Source organism: Bacillus cereus group sp. MG4, from assembly GCF_040460055.1.
Lineage (GTDB): Bacteria > Bacillota > Bacilli > Bacillales > Bacillaceae_G > Bacillus_A > Bacillus_A wiedmannii.
Window position 1 is genome coordinate 3,978,822 of record NZ_JARVGZ010000001.1, and the last position, 16,006, is coordinate 3,994,827.

Below are 16,006 nucleotides of genomic sequence, written 5' to 3' on the forward strand. Positions count from 1 at the left end.
AATATGTAAAAATGCATAATTGACAAAAAAATTACATGATATCATTATATATTGTTTTATATATGTTACTTGTATAAAATTACACAAGTATCCACATTACATAAAGGAGGATTATTATGCAAAAAATATTTAACTGGGTTAAATGTATGAGTATCAAGAAAAAATTAATCATTTCATTTTTTCTTATTTTAACTATACCAGGACTTATTATCGGTGGTGTTTCATATCAAACTGCCAAAACAAATTTTGAACAACAAATTACAGGTAAAGCAAAGGAAAATATTTCAGTTTTAAATACTGTTATTTCTCAAAATATAGAAGAGAAATTTGTTGATGCGGCGTACTTTGCAGACATTTTAACAGAGGATACATATCCAAACGGACAAGAAGAAATAGTAAGAACGAAGTTAGCGCAATATATAAAACTTCATCCAGAAGTAGAAGGTATTTATATTGGAACACAGACAGGAACGTTTATAAGAGAACCATTTATCCAAATGGCTGATGGGTATAATCCAACAGATAGATCTTGGTATAAAGAAGCACATGAAAATAAAGGGAAAGTAATTGTTACTGCACCATATCAATCAGCATCTACTAAAAATATGGTAGTGACAATTGCTAAAGAAGTAAAAGATGGTAAAGGTGTTATAGGAATTAACTTAAATTTAGATAACATCTTAAAAATTTCCAAAATGATTAATATTGGTGAAAAAGGTTATGCAGTTATTCTAGATCAAAATAAGCAAATTGTTAGTCATCCATCTAGAAAACCAGGTGCAAAAGTTACTGATCCGTGGATTAAACCAATTTATGAAGAAAAACAAGGAAATGTGTCTTATACAGAACAAGGCGATAAAAAGAATTTAATCTTTGCAACAAATGAGAAAACAGGATGGAAAGTAGTTGGGGTTATGTTCGACGAAGAAATTACCCAAGCTGCGAATCCAGTGTTTTATAAGACTTTGATTGTCATTGCTATCGCTATTGTATTTGGTAGTGTATTAATTTATTTCATTACAAAGTCTATTACAAGACCATTAAGAAAAATAGCTGACTCGGCACATAAAATTAGTAAGGGAGATTTGACAGAGAAAATTACAATCCATTCCAAGGATGATATAGGGAAATTAGGGAATTCATTTAATGAAATGTCTGCCTCTTTACAAGATGTGATTACTCAAATTAGTTTTTCAGCAGAACATGTCGCTGCATCGGCTGAAGAGTTAACAGCGAGCGTACAGCAAGCAAATGATGCGACAGATCAAATTACAATTGCAATGGAACAAGTATCAGGTGGGGCTGAGTCACAAAGTCAAGGTGTTGAAGAAGGTGCGGCTACATTACAACAGGTAAATACAGCAATTCAAGATGTAACTGGAAGCGCGGAATCAATTTCTATCTCCTCATTACATGCGAGAGAAAGAGCTGAAGAAGGGGAAGAATTGGTTGAACAAACAGCAAAACAAATGCAGTCTATTTCTAGATCGGTATCCGAGTCAGATGCCATTATTAAACTTCTTGATGAGAAATCAAAGCAGGTAGGAGCTATTTCTGAAGCGATTCAAAACATCGCTACTCAAACGAACTTATTAGCTTTAAATGCGGCTATTGAAGCGGCAAGAGCAGGTGAACAGGGCCGAGGGTTTGCTATTGTAGCTGATGAGGTTAGAAAATTAGCGGAGCAATCAGGAGAATCATCTGGAGAGATTACAAATTTAATTGCAGAAATTAAGGCGGATATTGAACATACTGTTAAGGCGATGGATAATGTGAATGGAGAAGTTCAACAAGGCCTTGATGTTGTAACAAAAACGAAAGCAAGTTTTACGGAAATTTTAAGTTCTACTACACATATTGTTTCTCAAGTTAATCAAATGGTAGAAACAACGAAGAGAATTGCTGGAGATGCAAATGAAGTGACAAATGCTATTGATGAAATTGCAGCGGCTGCAGAAGAAAATACAGTTAGTATGCAAAGTGTTGCTGCTTCAACAGAAGAACAAGTGAATTCAATGGAAGAAATTAGTTCAGCTTCGCAAAACTTAGCTGGGATGGCCGAAGAACTACAAGCGATGACTAGTAAATTTAAAGTATAATAACAGCAGATAAGTAAGGTGATATTATTTTCACCTTACTTATTTTTCTATTCAGCAATTAGGGGAGTCATTAACGGGATGAAAAAAAGAAAAAGTCTATGGAATTTATGGAAAACGATTACATTATTAGTTTGTACAGTTGTAATTTTTTCTTTACTTGTGACAGATATATTAATTGGTCATAATGTAGAACGGACGACGGAGGATAGCCAAGCAGAGAAAGCAAAAACAATTGCACACATTGTGGCGAATGATTCAATTGTAATCGATGGTTTGATTGGGAAGGCAGATACTTCTGCAATCCAAACGTATACAAATAGAATATTAAAAAACACAGGTGTTCAATTTATTGTAGTTATGGACACGAATGGAATAAGAAAATCACATCCAAATCCTCAAAAAATAGGCCATCATTTTATTGGGGGAGATGAAGGGCCTGCATTGAAAGGAAAGGAACATGTATCGCTGGCAGAAGGAACTTTAGGTATTTCAATGCGAGTGTTTGTACCTGTATTTTCTGAAACAGGTGAACAACTTGGAGCGGTGGCCGTTGGTATTTCAGCAGATAATGTAAAAGAGAGAGTTAAGGAAAGTAGACATATCATTTACATTGGTGTCGGAGTTGGAGTACTAGTCGGAATTATAGGAGCAATATTGCTAGCTAGACATATAAAGAAAAGTTTATTCGGTCTTGAACCTCACAGGATAGCGAAAATTCTTGAAGAAAGAAATACGATGCTACAATCTGTAAAGGAAGGTATTATTGCTGTAGATAAAGAAGCAAATGTAACTTTAATAAATAATGAGGCAAAACGATTGTTTAAGAAAAGTGGTCTTGAAGAAGATTTTATCGGTAAAGATGTTGAGTTGTATATGCCTAATTCACGTATAAAAGAAGTATTACAAACGGGAGAGGTACAATTAAACGAAGAACAAAATATTTATGGAATTACGATTGTGACGAATCGTGTTCCTTTATATGTAAAAGGGGAAATAGTTGGTGCAATTGCAACATTTCGTGATAAAACAGAGATTAGAAAATTAGCAGAAGAATTAACTGGTATTAGGCTATATGCGGAAGCATTACGGGCACAATCGCATGAATTTATGAATAAAATGCATGTCGTATTAGGGCTTACACATATGAAGCAGTATGAAGAATTACAGAAGTATATAAGCGGTATGGTATCAGAGCATCAATATGAAATTGGTGGGGTTATGAAAAGAATAAAAAATCCAGTATTTGCTGGCTTTTTACTTGGAAAGCTTAGCTATGCTAGAGAAAAAAATATAAAATTAATCATAAGTGAAGACTCTTACATGCCGGAAATGGATGATGAAAGTATTACTCATGAACTGATTACGATTGTCGGAAATTTAATTGATAATGCATTAGAGGCAGTGACGAATTGTGAAAAGAAGCAAGTTGAAGTTGAGATACAATATGGGGATACATTAACCATTACAGTACAAGATACGGGAAAAGGTATACAAGAAGAAATAGGGGTATTATTTACGAAAGGTTATTCCACAAAGGGAGATAACCGCGGTTATGGTTTGTATCTTGTAAAAGAAAGTATACAGCGAATAAATGGGACAATTCATATGCATTCATTAGTAGGAAAGGGAACAACGATAACAATTGAAATACCTAAAGGTAGGGATGAGAGGCAAATATGATTAAAGTTTTAATTGTAGAAGATGACCCGATGGTAGCGATGTTAAATACGCATTATTTAGAGCAAGTAGGAGGGTTTGAACTTGTTCAAGCAGTTAACTCCGTTAAAGAAGCGATAGAAGTATTAGAGGAATCACGAGTAGATTTAGTATTACTTGATATTTTTATGCCTGAAGAAACTGGATTTGAGCTTTTAATGTATATTCGGAACCAAGAAAAAGAAATCGATATTATGATGATTTCAGCTGTACATGATATGGGGAGTATTAAAAAAGCATTACAATATGGCGTAGTAGATTATTTAATTAAACCATTTACATTTGAACGATTTAAAGATGCATTAACTATATATCGAGAAAAACTTACTTTCATGAAAGAACAACAAAAAATTAGTCAATCGGAATTAGATTCGTTAATTTTGCAAAAAGAAAAAAGAGAGCCTACTGTAACTAAAGAGCTCCCGAAAGGATTAACGAAGCAAACGTTGCAATTAATTTGGCAGAAGATCGAGTCGCTGAATGGACGAGCGTTTACAACAGATGAAATGGCACAATTAGTAGGAATTTCAAGAGTTTCTATTCGAAAGTATGTAATGTTTTTGACTGAAATTGGAGTGTTAGAAAACGAAATGGTGTATCAGCATGTGGGAAGACCTGTAAGTAAATTAAGATGTATTGATCAAAATAAAATAGGTTTTTACGTATAAGCGACTTATTATAAGTCGCTTATACTTTTTTTAATTACAAAACCAATTACAAAACTTACAAAAACTATTTTTACTATTGAAAGCGTTTTAATATTGTTATTAAGAAAACAAGGGGGTGCCATATGGGAATTCAAAAGGATGTGGAAGCGGTATCATTCGCTGAAGGAAATGAATTGAAAAGTGAATCTTTCGCTTCTAAAATTATGAACGTTAAAATCGGTGTTATACCTTTACCGTTATATGTAGTATTGGCTGCTATTATTTATGGGGCATCTGTATATAATAAATTACCAGCAGATATGATTGGTGGTTTTGCAGTTATTATGATCATGGGTATTTTCTTAGGCGACATTGGAATGAGAATTCCAATTTTAAAAAATATCGGTGGTCCAGCAATTCTCTCATTATTTATTCCATCATTACTTGTATTTTTTAACTGGATGAATCCAGCTTCAATGGAAGCTGCGACTATGTTAATGAAAAAATCGAACTTTTTATATTTATATATTTCTTGTTTAGTAGTCGGAAGTATTTTAGGAATGAACCGTAAAGTGTTAGTACAAGGTTTCGTTCGTATGTTTATTCCTTTAGTAGTAGGGACGTTAGCTTCTGTAGCAGTAGGGTTATTGGTCGGTTCACTATTCGGGTTTGAAATGAAGCATACATTCTTCTTTATTATCGTACCAATTGTGAGCGGTGGTATTGGAGAAGGGATTTTACCATTGTCACTAGCGTACAGTGACATTTTAAATGAATCATCAGCAACATTCGTATCACAGCTTATTCCAGCAGCTATTATTGGGAATATGTTTGCAATCGTGAGTGCAGGGTATATGAAGCGTTTAGGTGAGAAGAGACCTGAGCTTAGTGGTAATGGTGTATTAGTGAAAACAGACAATCAAGCAGAATTATTAAAAGAACAAAATACAGAGAAGCCAATTGATTTCTCATTAATGGGAGCAGGTTTATTAATCGCATGTACGTTCTTCATCTTCGGAGGATTTGCTTCTAAGTTCATCGGTATTCCTGGGGCAATCATTATGATTTTCTCAGCAGCACTTGTGAAATACTTTAAATTAATGCCAGCAAAAATGGAGCAAGGAGCATTCCATTTATATAAATTTATTTCAAAGAATTTAACTTGGCCGTTAATGGTTGGATTAGGATTGCTATATATTCCGCTAAAAGACGTAGCAGCAGTTCTTTCAGTAGGATATGTTGTTGTGTGCGCATCAGTTGTTCTTACAATGGTAGCATCAGGTTTTCTTGTAGGGAAAGTGATGAAAATGTATCCAGTTGAATCAGCAATTGTAACTGGATGTCATAGTGGTTTAGGTGGAACTGGAGATGTTGCTATTTTATCAGCTTCAAATCGTATGGAATTAATGCCGTTTGCGCAAATTTCAACACGTTTAGGCGGGGCAGCAATGGTTGTAACAGCGACAATTTTATTAAAAATGTTTTCATGATCAAACAAGCTAGCTATATGAATATAGCTAGCTTGTCAAATTAAGGGGAGAATATAAGTATGTTAGAAAATCAAATTAATGAAAGATCATTGTTATTGCATAAAGAATTAGTAGGGAAAATTGAAATTACAAGTAAAGTAGAAGTAAATTCAGCGGATGATTTAAGCCTGACATATACACCAGGTGTAGCGGAGTCTTGCAAAGCAATTGCAGCAGATGAAGAAACAGTGTATGACTATACAGCACGTGGTAATATGGTGGCAGTTGTCTCAGATGGAACAGCGGTACTTGGTTTAGGGAACATTGGACCGAAAGCAGCTATGCCTGTTATGGAAGGAAAGAGTATTTTATTTAAGAAATTTGCGAATGTAGATGCTTTCCCATTATGTTTAGGTACGACTGATGTGGATGAAATCGTTACCCTTGTGAAAAATTTAGAGCCTACGTTTGCAGGAATTAACTTAGAAGACATTGCGGCACCACGCTGTTTTGAAATTGAAAAGCGATTAAAAGCAGAAACGAATATTCCTGTATTCCATGATGATCAACATGGAACAGCTATTGTCGTCTTAGCAGCTGTTATTAATGCATTAAAAGTTGTTAGCAAACAAATGGATAATGTGAAAATTGTTATTAACGGTGCGGGTTCGGCAGGAATTGCAATTGGAAAATTATTATTAAAGGCTGGTGCAAAGCGCATTACGTTAGTTAGCTTAGAAGGTATTGTTTGTGAAGGTGAACCATGGATGAACGAAGCACAAATTGAAGTTTCCAAAAAGACAAATCGAGAATATGTGCGTGGAACGTTAAAAGAAGCGATTCATCAAGCTGATATTTTTATTGGCGTATCTGCTCCTAACGTATTAACGAAAGAACTTGTACAAACGATGAATGAGAAAGCAATTGTGTTTGCTATGGCGAATCCAATTCCAGAAATCTTCCCAGAGGATGCATTAAAGGCTGGGGCAGCTGTAGTAGGAACCGGGCGCTCGGATTATGCGAATCAAGTAAATAATGTATTGGCGTTCCCAGGGATATTCCGTGGTGCGTTAGATGTGCGCGCGACTGATATTACAGAAGAGATGAAATTAGCGGCAGCATATGGGATCGCTAACATCATTACGGACGAAGAACGTAATGCGAATTATGTAATCCCGAATCCGTTAGATAAAAGAGTTGTTCCAAGTGTTGCGGAAGCTGTAGCGAAAGCAGCCATTGATTCAGGTGTGGCGCAAATTATGAAAATACCAAGTTATTAATAGCTAAAAGCAGTGCCTAAAAAGGCACTGCTTTTTTGAGATAAGAAATCAAAATAATGAAGAAATGTAAAACTATTTATGTTTTTTCACTATTTATTTAATTCCATTGCAACTTGTTTACCATTTACTAAAACCTCAGTTACTGCTACAATCACTTCTATCATTTTTTTCATCTCTCATCTCTCCTCGTGTCATTTCTTATTTTAAGTATAAGAGAAGAGAGATACTTCAACTATCGAAGTACATGACGTAGAAATTACATTGTTGTAAGAAAGTGTTTTAGTTTTGTCACTTTACTCAGCAGTAATTACAAACTGATCATAATATTTTTCATTCACATATATATTTAATACCCATAATCCAGGTGAAGGTAGTGACATAGTGAGAGGAAGTTCGTTTGTAGTGGAATCAATTGTATTTGAAGTAGTCCAAGTTGGTTTGGAAGTTTCTTGTTGAAAGAGTACTGGTGTTGGAGTTACTGATCCTTGTTTTAGTGCAATAATAGATAGTTTTCCAGTTGGCATTTCAGGATCTAAAAAGTACCACATCATTTCATTTTTTTCATTTACGATAATAGGGCTATCAGCCATTGCAATTTTTTCTTCGATGCCTTTTAAAGGTATTTTTTCTTGTATGAAGGAGGGTGTTTCTTCCCAATTTACATCTTTTAAAACGCTAAGATGAAAGAAGGAAGGTGCATTAACTTGAGTGGATGACGTGGCGATGGCTTCTTTTTTAGGTGCTTCTGAATCAGGTTGCGCTTGTGTGCATCCAGCGATGAGAAAAGAGAAAAGTAGCATAGTTCCAATTTTTTTCATGGTGTCACACTCCTAATTTTTATTGTTAGTGTAATTGTATTTGCTAGAAAGCGGGACAATTCCTTTAAAACGTCAAAAGAGGTCGTAAGTTTTGTACGACCTCTTTTGACATTTTTTATATTTGTTCAGTTGAAAAGGTAGGTTCATTCTCTTTTTGCGGCATCGTTAAGAAAATAACAGAAAGAACGATACATACGCCGCCTAATAATTGATAGGCTCCAAAGGATTCATTCAGCCAAGCGATTGAAACGATGGCAGCTACAAGTGGTTCAATGCTAGATAAAATGCTTGTTTCTGTTGCTGCTAAATATTTCAGACTACCGATATAAAGGAGGAAAGAAAGAGTGCCACTTATGATGATAAGAATAAGCATAGAAAAAGTTTTTGGTGTAAGAGTTTGTGAAAGCTGATTCCATTCAAACGAGCGATTACAAATAAGCAGGGCAATGCCACCGATTAACATCCCCCAGCCAATTACTACAGTTGTTCCGCATTCTTTAATAAGAGAAGCTGGATGAAGGGTATAAAATGCAAAGCCAATTGCTGTTAATAGGCCGAAAATAATGGCTTCTTTCGATAAAACAATATTTTCAATGGAACCGTTTGTAATAATAAAGTACGTTCCTGTTAGGGCAGTTATAATTGCGAGTAGTTGCATAGAAGCAGGGAATTTTCTTTGTCCAAATGAGACATAAATGGTAATAAGAACAGGACCTAGAAATTGAAATAATGTCGCTGTGACCGCATTACTAATATGAACTGTTTCGATAAAGGCATATTGCGCACCGAGCATGCCGAGAATAGAGAAAATAATAAGTTGTATAGAATGTCTAGGATGTTTCCAAATTTGAAATATGTTTTGTTTCTTTATAAGCAAGAAAGATAAAATAAATATTCCCGCAAGCAACAAGCGAATTGTTAAAAAATCAATTGATGATACGTTAGTATGTTGAAATAGCCACTGAATCATCGGGCCAGATAATCCCCATAAGGTAGCTCCTGTAATAATCATAATGAGTCCAATCCGTCTATTGTTGTTCATAATCATGCATCCCCTCTCGAGTATTTGATTTTTTATGTGTGACATGATACAAGGAATTATATATAACTTCTGGTACTGTAAAAAGTATCAGATTTTAGTTTTATTAAGGGGTCAGATATTATGTTAGAATTAACGCCTAATTTAAATACGAAAAGTAAAATAGCATTGTATGTGCAATTGTATGAGTATATAAAAAAAGAGATTAAAGATGGAACGATTCCGGCTTTTACAAAATTACCTGCTAAAAGAAAGCTGGCGAGCTATTTACAAGTGAGTAAGAATACAGTAGAAGTGGCTTACGAGCAATTACTTGCAGAAGGTTATATTGAATCGGCATCGAGAAAAGGTTATTTCGTATGTAAAATTGAACAAATGATTTATGTAGAAGGAAGCGAAGCGAAAGTAGAAGAAGTATCGTTTCGGGAGGAGAACTATAAATTTGATTTCACCCAAACAGGGGTTGATACGGACACTTTTCCGTTCACTACGTACCGCAAGCTTATAAATGATGTATGGCAGCCACATAATAATGAGTTACTTTTTCTTGGACACCCTCAAGGGGAATTGAGCTTAAGGGAGGAAATTACGAACTATTTGTATGAATCTAGAGGTGTGCGTTGTTCAGCTAGCCAGATCGTATTAGGGGCGGGAACACAAATATTAGTGAAGTTACTTTTTCAATTGTTGAAGGGAAGCAATTATGCAGTTGAAAACCCAGGTTATCATAGGAAAATGGTTGTTTTTGAACAGGGAGAAAAGAAGGTTCAAATGTTGTCTTTAGATAGAGACGGAATTTGTATGGCAGAGTTAGAAAATAGCGATGCAAATGTTGTATTTGTAACTCCTTCTCATCAGTTCCCATATGGAATGATTATGCCTATTACGAGAAGGACGCAGCTTTTACAATGGGCAAAGAAAGAAGAAGACAGGTATATTATTGAAGATGATTACGATAGTGAATTTCGCTATTCAGGAAAGCCAATTCCGGCACTACAAGGATTAGATACAGACGGGAAAGTTATTTATATGGGGACACTATCAAAAGCTTTGTTACCCTCATTACGGATGAGCTATATTGTATTACCGAAGAATGTAATTAAAAAATATCAAAAGGAATATTTGTTTTATACACAAAGTGTTTCAAGAATGGACCAAGAAGTGATAAGGAAGTTTTTAAATGAAGGGTATTGGGAAAAACATATTCATAAAATGCGTGTCGTTTACCGAAAAAAGAGGGATCGACTTGTTTTTGAAATAGAGAAGTATTTCTCTAATCGTGTTGAAGTGATCGGAGAAGATTCTGGATTACACATTTTATTACAAGTGCATAATGGAATGCGAGAAGAAGAACTCATTAAAGAAGCTGCAAAATATAGTATTAAAATATATCCTGTTTCTACGTACTATAAAGACGGTACTGCGCCTGAAAATGTAGTTTTACTTGGGTTTGCAATTTTATCAGAAGACGAAATTGCGAAAGCGATTCAATTATTACATAAGGCATGGTATACAAGAAAGTAAAAAACATCCTCCAGGCATGAGGATGTTTTTTATTATTTATTTTCATCTAAGAATAAGACCATATGCTCTTCGTCCCAATACTGTCCGTTATATTTCAGTGAACGTTCTTGTACACCGAATGTTTTAAAACCTAATGATTCATAAAGTTTCTTCGCACCATCGTTGCCAACAACAACATCAAGCATAACTTGTTCTACTTCTAAAGATTTAGCAAGTTCAAGACATTCTTTAATAAGTGCTTTTCCTGCTCCAAGTCCGCGTGCTTTTGGAGAAACATATACAGAACCGATTTTAGCTTTATGTTCTTGTTTTACATATGGTTTCGTTTCCAGTGTTGCAACCCCGATTAATTGTCCATCTTTAAATGCACCTAGCGTATAGTTTTCATCTTGTGCTAATTTTTGTGCTTTATATTCAATCGCACACTCTTTATTAATAATATCTTCATAAGAAGAGCTGAAAGCTTCAGGGTTTTGCTTTAATCCTTCTACACGAAGTTCTAAGTAAATTTCCGCTTCGTCTTTTGTTAATACATGGATATCCAATTGTATCACCCTCCAAATCTTTGCAAATGTACCTTTATTTTATATTGAAATAAGAATAATTTCAAAACCTTAGCTTATATGAGCTGATTTTATGAACAAAATAACACCAGTAGTGTTTACTACTACTGGTGTTTTCACACGCATCTTATTCAAAAGGTAGCTCGATTCTAAAGTTTGTTCCTACTCCTAATTGGCTTGTTACTAGAATGGAGCCGTTATGCAATTCTACAATTTCTTTTGCAACAGCTAGTCCGATACCTTTTCCTCCAGTAGCTCTCGTTCTCGATTTATCAACACGATAAAAACGATCAAAAATATGCGGGATATCTTCTTCAGGAATACCTTCTCCTTCATCGGCTACACTTATTGTAAAAGAATCTGTTTCTGTGAGTACGCGTATCGTAATAGTAGTGTTTTCTGGCGAATGTTGATAAGCGTTGTGTAATAAATTTAACATAACTTGTTCCATACGTCTTTCGTCTATGCAAACTTCTAAATTATCTTTGCAATATACATGGAGTTGCATTTGTTTATTTGTTAATGTTGTTTTTGTTTTTTCAACCATTCGTTCTAAAAAAGGCCTAAGAATCACTTTTTGTTTTTTTATAACAAACTGGTGTTGTTCTAATTGCACCAGCATAAATAAATCTTGGACGAGATCGGTTACACTATCTGTTTCATCCTCAATGATTTGTAAGTATTCTCCACGCTCTTCTTTCGTTAAAGAGTCTCTCTTTGCTACCTTCGCATAACCTTTCATATAGGTTAATGGAGTTAATAGTTCATGGGCAACACTAGCGAGAAATTCATTGCGTTCTTTTTTCATATAAGCCAGTTCACTAGATAAATCTTCAATCGTTTTTGCTAAACTTCCAAGTTCATCATTCCGTTTAATACCTAATTGAATTGGCTTATTTAACTTTGACATTTTTTCTGTTGCCTTCTTCATTTTTATAAGCGGTTCTGTAATAACACGAGAAAAAACAAAGACAGAAATAGTCGTTAAAATAATTGTCAAAACACTAATGATAAGAAATTGATTCATGAGTTTAAGTAACATATTTTCTAAGAAAGATGTCTTTAATAACATATACAACTTACCTTGAAATCCTTGAAGTTCCAGCGGGCTTACTGTTGAGATGAATTTTGATTTTTTCCAGTTTTTTTCATTGATTAATCCACCTTCTGGGATAGTCTCTGTTTTACAAGTAAGTTGTTTTTGCATTTCTTTTGTTACAGGTTCTGAGGTAGAAATAATTTTGCCGTTATTGTCCGTTATAATGATAGCTATATCAGAGTTAGCAATTAATTCTGATTCAACTAAGTGTTCAGCCGCAGTGTTGATATCAAACTCGGGGTACATAGCACGTTTAGGCCGTTTACTGTGTTCAGCGCTTTCCATGAGTTTCTTTTCTTTAGAATATACATCCCACTTCGCGCGTTTTTTAATAATTTTACTATAGCGATTTCCTTTCTCTAAAAGAGCAAGTGTTTCTTCCTCAATGCGCATTGTTGAAATGCTTTTGTAAAAAGATACAAAAGCAATTGTTTCAATACATAAAGCTAATATTAAAAAGTATGTCCCAATTTTAAGTGAAAGTTTACTCATTTCCTCACCATACCTTATTTCATATAAAGGGTCAGTGGTATACTATTGTCCACTGACCGAGGTAATTATTCACTTTTCCATTTATACCCGACTTTATAGACAGTTTCTAAGTAATCTTCAACAGGAAATCCTTTTTTACGTAATTTATCGCGGATATTACGAATATGTGAATCGATTGTTCTATATTCAATGTCTGTTTCATAACCCCAAATTTTTTCGATTAAATCATCTCGGCTATAAGCACGGTTTGTATTTTGTAAAAATAGTCCAAGTAACGAAAACTCGATAGGTGTCAGGGAGATTTTGTCATTATAAACTGTGACAGTATGTTTCGTTTTATCCCACTCGATACCATTGAAGCTAACAAATCCATCTTTCTTTGTACGACGTAATATAGCTTCGATTCTTGCGACTAATACATGCTCATCAAATGGTTTTGTAATATAGTCATCCGCGCCCATAGTGAGGCCTTTCACCATATCGTAATTTTGATTACGAGCTGTTAGCATAATGATTGGAACGTTGGAAATTTGACGGATTTGATAGCAAGTATCCCATCCATCCATATTCGGCATCATAACATCTAACAAAATAATATCGAAGTCTTTTTGTTCTATTAACTTTAGTGCTTCAAGGCCAGAATTAGCTTTCATACAAAAATAGCCGCGAGGGCTTAAGAAAAGATCTAATAATCGTAACATACGTTCTTCATCGTCTACTAATAAAATTTTTACCATTATCTTGTGCACCCCAAACTGTTCATTCTACTTGTATAGTTTACATGAAAATAATAAAAAACTCTTTTTATGTGATTGAGTGGAAGAGTTATTTTTCGCTCAGAGTAATTGACATAAAAAATGCACTAGTTTTGCACAACTATTTCTTATAATAGAAAACGTAGCGACACAAAATACCCTATGTTGCGACATAACGTCATGTCATTTTATTTATAAAATGACAATTCCATTCTATTGTGTATGTGAGATAGAGAGGGTTTTCGTATTCACCTCGCATCGGATAAGAAAAATTTCCTATCTCACACTTTTTTTAAAAGGAGATCATACACATGAATCCAAATGAAGAAATTTCAAAAAAAGAAAAGCAAGATCGTAATACGGTTGTCATGTGCATTGCCGTATCTATGGTTATTATTATAAGTTGTGTAAATAAAATTTTGGGGATTTTATAATATATAAAAGCTCATTGCTTCTTAAGAAGCAATGAGCTTTTTTCGTTGTTAGGGGAATAGTTTTATATAATAAACCAAGGTAAAATTGCTAACCCAGAAGTTACAATTGCTGTAGTAAATATTAAAAGCATAGCTCGTTTGTTTTGTTTCATGTCACATTCTCCTTTATATATCAATTGAATGCTATACGTTCATTTCATGATTGGTACCTCACTAATGAAAGTGTCACTTTACCTCGCATTAATGGGCAGTAAGAATTCCATCTAAAGATTTAGTGGATGCGAAGAAGTTAGATGGAAGATCAACTGCCCATAAAAGCCCGATTGGTGAGGGCTAATACTCAGTGGAGGTAAAGCTTTCCACTGAGTAAAGTTTCACTTTATACTTTTAGTATAATGAATGGAAAGGTTTGGTACGATCGATAAAGGTGACATGAAGATTACATTGTTGTAATGAAAAAAGCACCTTTTTTAATCAAAAGGTGCTTTTGGAAAACTATATTGAAGTATTAATCATTTAAGAACAGAACCATATGTTCCTCGTCCCAATATTGACCGTTATGTTTTAAAGAACGTTCTTGTACGCCGTAAGTTTGGAAACCTAATGATTCATATAATTTTTTTGCAGCATCGTTACCAACTACAACATCGAGCATAAGTTGTTCTACATGTAGTTTATCGGCATTTTCAATAATTGCTTTAATTAGAGCTCGTCCTGCTCCAAGGCCACGCGCTTTTGGGGAAACAAAAACGGAACCGATTTTTGCTTTATGTTCTTGTTTAATGAAAGGCTTTGTTTCTAAAGTAGAAATGCCGATTAAATCGTTATCTTTGAAGACCCCTAGAGTATACTTATCCGGATTGCTTAATCGTTTTGCCATAGCAGCTACAGGATCCTCATGTTTAAGAACATCTTCATAAGAAGAGCTAAAAGCTTCCGGGTTCTTCGTTAAACCTTCCATACAAACTTTTAAATATATTTCTGCGTCCTCTGTCGTTAATAAGCGAATTTCCATAGTTATAACCTCCTTGGTCGATTTCAAATAAAATAAATCCATTACTTCTATAAGATTGTGTATGCGTTTTGTTAGCAGTCTCTTTTAATTTGTAAAAGAATGAAAAGATATATGCTACAATGTTTTGTTTTTAATATGTAATGAAATTATATATTAACTTTATTAACTATTCAAGTCTTTAATATATTACATTTTTATAACTAAAATAACTCCTCAACCGAGGAGTTATTTTAGTTATTCGATTGATAACCATCAATTCGATGTGGATGTGTGTAAATATTGCAAGATTCGTTTCTAATAAACCCTACGACTGTAATGCCTAAATCATGAGCGAGTTGTAATGCTAATTTTGTTGGAGCGGATTTAGATAGAACCATTTCACATCCGATTTTTGAAACTTTGAGTAAAATTTCGGATGAAATACGCCCACTAAATGCAATGATTTTTCCTTTAACAGATATATCGTTGCGCAAACAATGGCCATATATTTTATCTAATGCATTATGTCTTCCGATATCCATTCTTGATAGGAGGATATTATTTCGATCACATAGCGCGGTATTGTGAACCCCGCCGGTTTGGCGAAAGGTAGTGGAAGATTGTTGTAAAGTATTCATTAAGTAAAAGCATTCTTCAGGAGTAATTTTTACATGTATATCATGTAAATCTTTTGCTTTTGCTGCATCGTTAACGAAAATGAAACCTTGTCTACCTTTTCCGCAGCAAGAAGTGATGTATCGTTTATTATATAAAGTTTGATAGAGTGGATTTACTTTTGATGATGTTACATGGACAATTCCGTTATCTTTTTGCACCCATAGTTCTTCAACATCTTTATAGGAAGCAATAATTCCTTCAGAAATTAAAAAACCAATTACCATATCTTCAATATAATTTGGTGTGCATACAACTGTTACATATTCTTCACCATTTAATTTAATAGTAATAGGAGATTCTGTAACAATCTCATCCAGTTGTTTTGAAAATGTACCAGATTGATAGCGTACAATTGTATAAGTCTCTTGCGTAGGCCCCATATTAAATTCCCCTTTTATA

At 34.3% G+C, this 16,006-nt stretch carries 14 protein-coding genes and 1 pseudogene; 8 read left to right on the forward strand and 7 right to left on the reverse strand.

The features are described from left to right. Window positions 1-146: 146 nt before the first annotated feature. The 6 genes and pseudogenes from QCI41_RS30730 to QCI41_RS20875 all read left to right on the forward strand — a co-directional run. A pseudogene (locus QCI41_RS30730) lies at window positions 147-1,160 on the forward strand (HAMP domain-containing protein); the annotation flags it as partial. A gap of 120 nt (window positions 1,161-1,280) precedes the next feature. After that, window positions 1,281-2,099: a methyl-accepting chemotaxis protein gene (locus tag QCI41_RS30735; RefSeq protein ID WP_483299551.1), complete on the forward strand. Its 819-nt coding sequence runs from the start codon at window positions 1,281-1,283 to the stop codon at window positions 2,097-2,099. A gap of 78 nt (window positions 2,100-2,177) precedes the next feature. Beyond that, the gene (locus QCI41_RS20860) at window positions 2,178-3,779 is read left to right on the forward strand and encodes a sensor histidine kinase (protein ID WP_353836787.1); all 1,602 of its coding nucleotides are present in this window, start codon (window positions 2,178-2,180) and stop codon (window positions 3,777-3,779) included. Beyond that, window positions 3,776-4,483, forward strand: coding sequence for a response regulator (locus QCI41_RS20865; RefSeq protein ID WP_353836786.1), 708 nt, complete (start codon window positions 3,776-3,778; stop codon window positions 4,481-4,483). The genes QCI41_RS20860 and QCI41_RS20865 overlap by 4 nt, the downstream gene beginning before the upstream one ends. Before the next feature lie 122 nt (window positions 4,484-4,605). After that, the gene (locus QCI41_RS20870) at window positions 4,606-5,952 is read left to right on the forward strand and encodes a 2-hydroxycarboxylate transporter family protein (RefSeq protein WP_353836785.1); all 1,347 of its coding nucleotides are present in this window, start codon (window positions 4,606-4,608) and stop codon (window positions 5,950-5,952) included. A 59-nt stretch (window positions 5,953-6,011) separates the two neighbouring features. Further along, complete coding sequence (locus QCI41_RS20875; protein ID WP_098815734.1) at window positions 6,012-7,211, forward strand: NAD(P)-dependent malic enzyme; 1,200 nt, start codon at window positions 6,012-6,014, stop codon at window positions 7,209-7,211. Window positions 7,212-7,504: 293 nt separating this feature from the next. On the opposite strand, the gene QCI41_RS20880 is transcribed toward QCI41_RS20875, so the two are convergent. Continuing rightward, a complete protein-coding gene (locus QCI41_RS20880; RefSeq protein WP_046953842.1) occupies window positions 7,505-8,029 on the reverse strand; it encodes a DUF4871 domain-containing protein in 525 nt (174 codons plus the stop codon). Between the two features lie 115 nt (window positions 8,030-8,144). Further along, the gene (locus QCI41_RS20885) at window positions 8,145-9,071 is read right to left on the reverse strand and encodes a DMT family transporter (RefSeq protein ID WP_353836784.1); all 927 of its coding nucleotides are present in this window, start codon (window positions 9,069-9,071) and stop codon (window positions 8,145-8,147) included. A gap of 120 nt (window positions 9,072-9,191) precedes the next feature. Between QCI41_RS20885 and pdxR the strand changes: the two genes are divergently transcribed. After that, the gene (pdxR, locus tag QCI41_RS20890) at window positions 9,192-10,592 is read left to right on the forward strand and encodes a MocR-like pyridoxine biosynthesis transcription factor PdxR (RefSeq protein ID WP_353836783.1); all 1,401 of its coding nucleotides are present in this window, start codon (window positions 9,192-9,194) and stop codon (window positions 10,590-10,592) included. A 32-nt stretch (window positions 10,593-10,624) separates the two neighbouring features. Here the strand turns inward: pdxR and QCI41_RS20895 are convergent, their stop codons facing one another. The 3 genes from QCI41_RS20895 to QCI41_RS20905 all read right to left on the reverse strand — a co-directional run bounded on the left by QCI41_RS20895 (window position 10,625) and on the right by QCI41_RS20905 (window position 13,483). Then, complete coding sequence (locus QCI41_RS20895; RefSeq protein ID WP_000351216.1) at window positions 10,625-11,137, reverse strand: GNAT family N-acetyltransferase; 513 nt, start codon at window positions 11,135-11,137, stop codon at window positions 10,625-10,627. A gap of 145 nt (window positions 11,138-11,282) precedes the next feature. Next, entirely contained in the window at window positions 11,283-12,746 is a 1,464-nt protein-coding gene (locus tag QCI41_RS20900; RefSeq protein ID WP_327974846.1) for a HAMP domain-containing sensor histidine kinase, read from the reverse strand. Window positions 12,747-12,811: 65 nt separating this feature from the next. Continuing rightward, window positions 12,812-13,483, reverse strand: coding sequence for a response regulator transcription factor (locus QCI41_RS20905; RefSeq protein ID WP_000238944.1), 672 nt, complete (start codon window positions 13,481-13,483; stop codon window positions 12,812-12,814). A 329-nt stretch (window positions 13,484-13,812) separates the two neighbouring features. On the opposite strand from QCI41_RS20905, the gene QCI41_RS20910 reads away from it, so the two are divergent. After that, window positions 13,813-13,935: a hypothetical protein gene (locus QCI41_RS20910; RefSeq protein WP_001069013.1), complete on the forward strand. Its 123-nt coding sequence runs from the start codon at window positions 13,813-13,815 to the stop codon at window positions 13,933-13,935. Window positions 13,936-14,443: 508 nt separating this feature from the next. On the opposite strand, the gene QCI41_RS20915 is transcribed toward QCI41_RS20910, so the two are convergent. Beyond that, a complete protein-coding gene (locus QCI41_RS20915; RefSeq protein ID WP_000405878.1) occupies window positions 14,444-14,950 on the reverse strand; it encodes a GNAT family N-acetyltransferase in 507 nt (168 codons plus the stop codon). Between the two features lie 230 nt (window positions 14,951-15,180). Then, entirely contained in the window at window positions 15,181-15,987 is an 807-nt protein-coding gene (fdhD, locus tag QCI41_RS20920; RefSeq protein ID WP_000529227.1) for a formate dehydrogenase accessory sulfurtransferase FdhD, read from the reverse strand. Between the last annotated feature and the right edge of the window lie 19 nt (window positions 15,988-16,006).

Excerpts from the sequence above, each read along its gene's own strand:
- pdxR (WP_353836783.1), top strand. The coding sequence starts at position 9,192 with ATGTTAGAATTAACGCCTAATTTAAATACGAAAAGTAAAATAGCATTG.
- QCI41_RS20880 (WP_046953842.1), bottom strand. The coding sequence starts at position 8,029 with ATGAAAAAAATTGGAACTATGCTACTTTTCTCTTTTCTCATCGCTGGA.
- QCI41_RS20915 (WP_000405878.1), bottom strand. The coding sequence starts at position 14,950 with ATGGAAATTCGCTTATTAACGACAGAGGACGCAGAAATATATTTAAAA.
- QCI41_RS20910 (WP_001069013.1), top strand. The coding sequence starts at position 13,813 with ATGAATCCAAATGAAGAAATTTCAAAAAAAGAAAAGCAAGATCGTAAT.
- QCI41_RS20860 (WP_353836787.1), top strand. The coding sequence starts at position 2,178 with ATGAAAAAAAGAAAAAGTCTATGGAATTTATGGAAAACGATTACATTA.
- QCI41_RS20885 (WP_353836784.1), bottom strand. The coding sequence starts at position 9,071 with ATGAACAACAATAGACGGATTGGACTCATTATGATTATTACAGGAGCT.
- fdhD (WP_000529227.1), bottom strand. The coding sequence starts at position 15,987 with ATGGGGCCTACGCAAGAGACTTATACAATTGTACGCTATCAATCTGGT.
- QCI41_RS30735 (WP_483299551.1), top strand. The coding sequence starts at position 1,281 with ATGGAACAAGTATCAGGTGGGGCTGAGTCACAAAGTCAAGGTGTTGAA.
- QCI41_RS20875 (WP_098815734.1), top strand. The coding sequence starts at position 6,012 with ATGTTAGAAAATCAAATTAATGAAAGATCATTGTTATTGCATAAAGAA.
- QCI41_RS20865 (WP_353836786.1), top strand. The coding sequence starts at position 3,776 with ATGATTAAAGTTTTAATTGTAGAAGATGACCCGATGGTAGCGATGTTA.
- QCI41_RS20900 (WP_327974846.1), bottom strand. The coding sequence starts at position 12,746 with ATGAGTAAACTTTCACTTAAAATTGGGACATACTTTTTAATATTAGCT.
- QCI41_RS20905 (WP_000238944.1), bottom strand. The coding sequence starts at position 13,483 with ATGGTAAAAATTTTATTAGTAGACGATGAAGAACGTATGTTACGATTA.
- QCI41_RS20870 (WP_353836785.1), top strand. The coding sequence starts at position 4,606 with ATGGGAATTCAAAAGGATGTGGAAGCGGTATCATTCGCTGAAGGAAAT.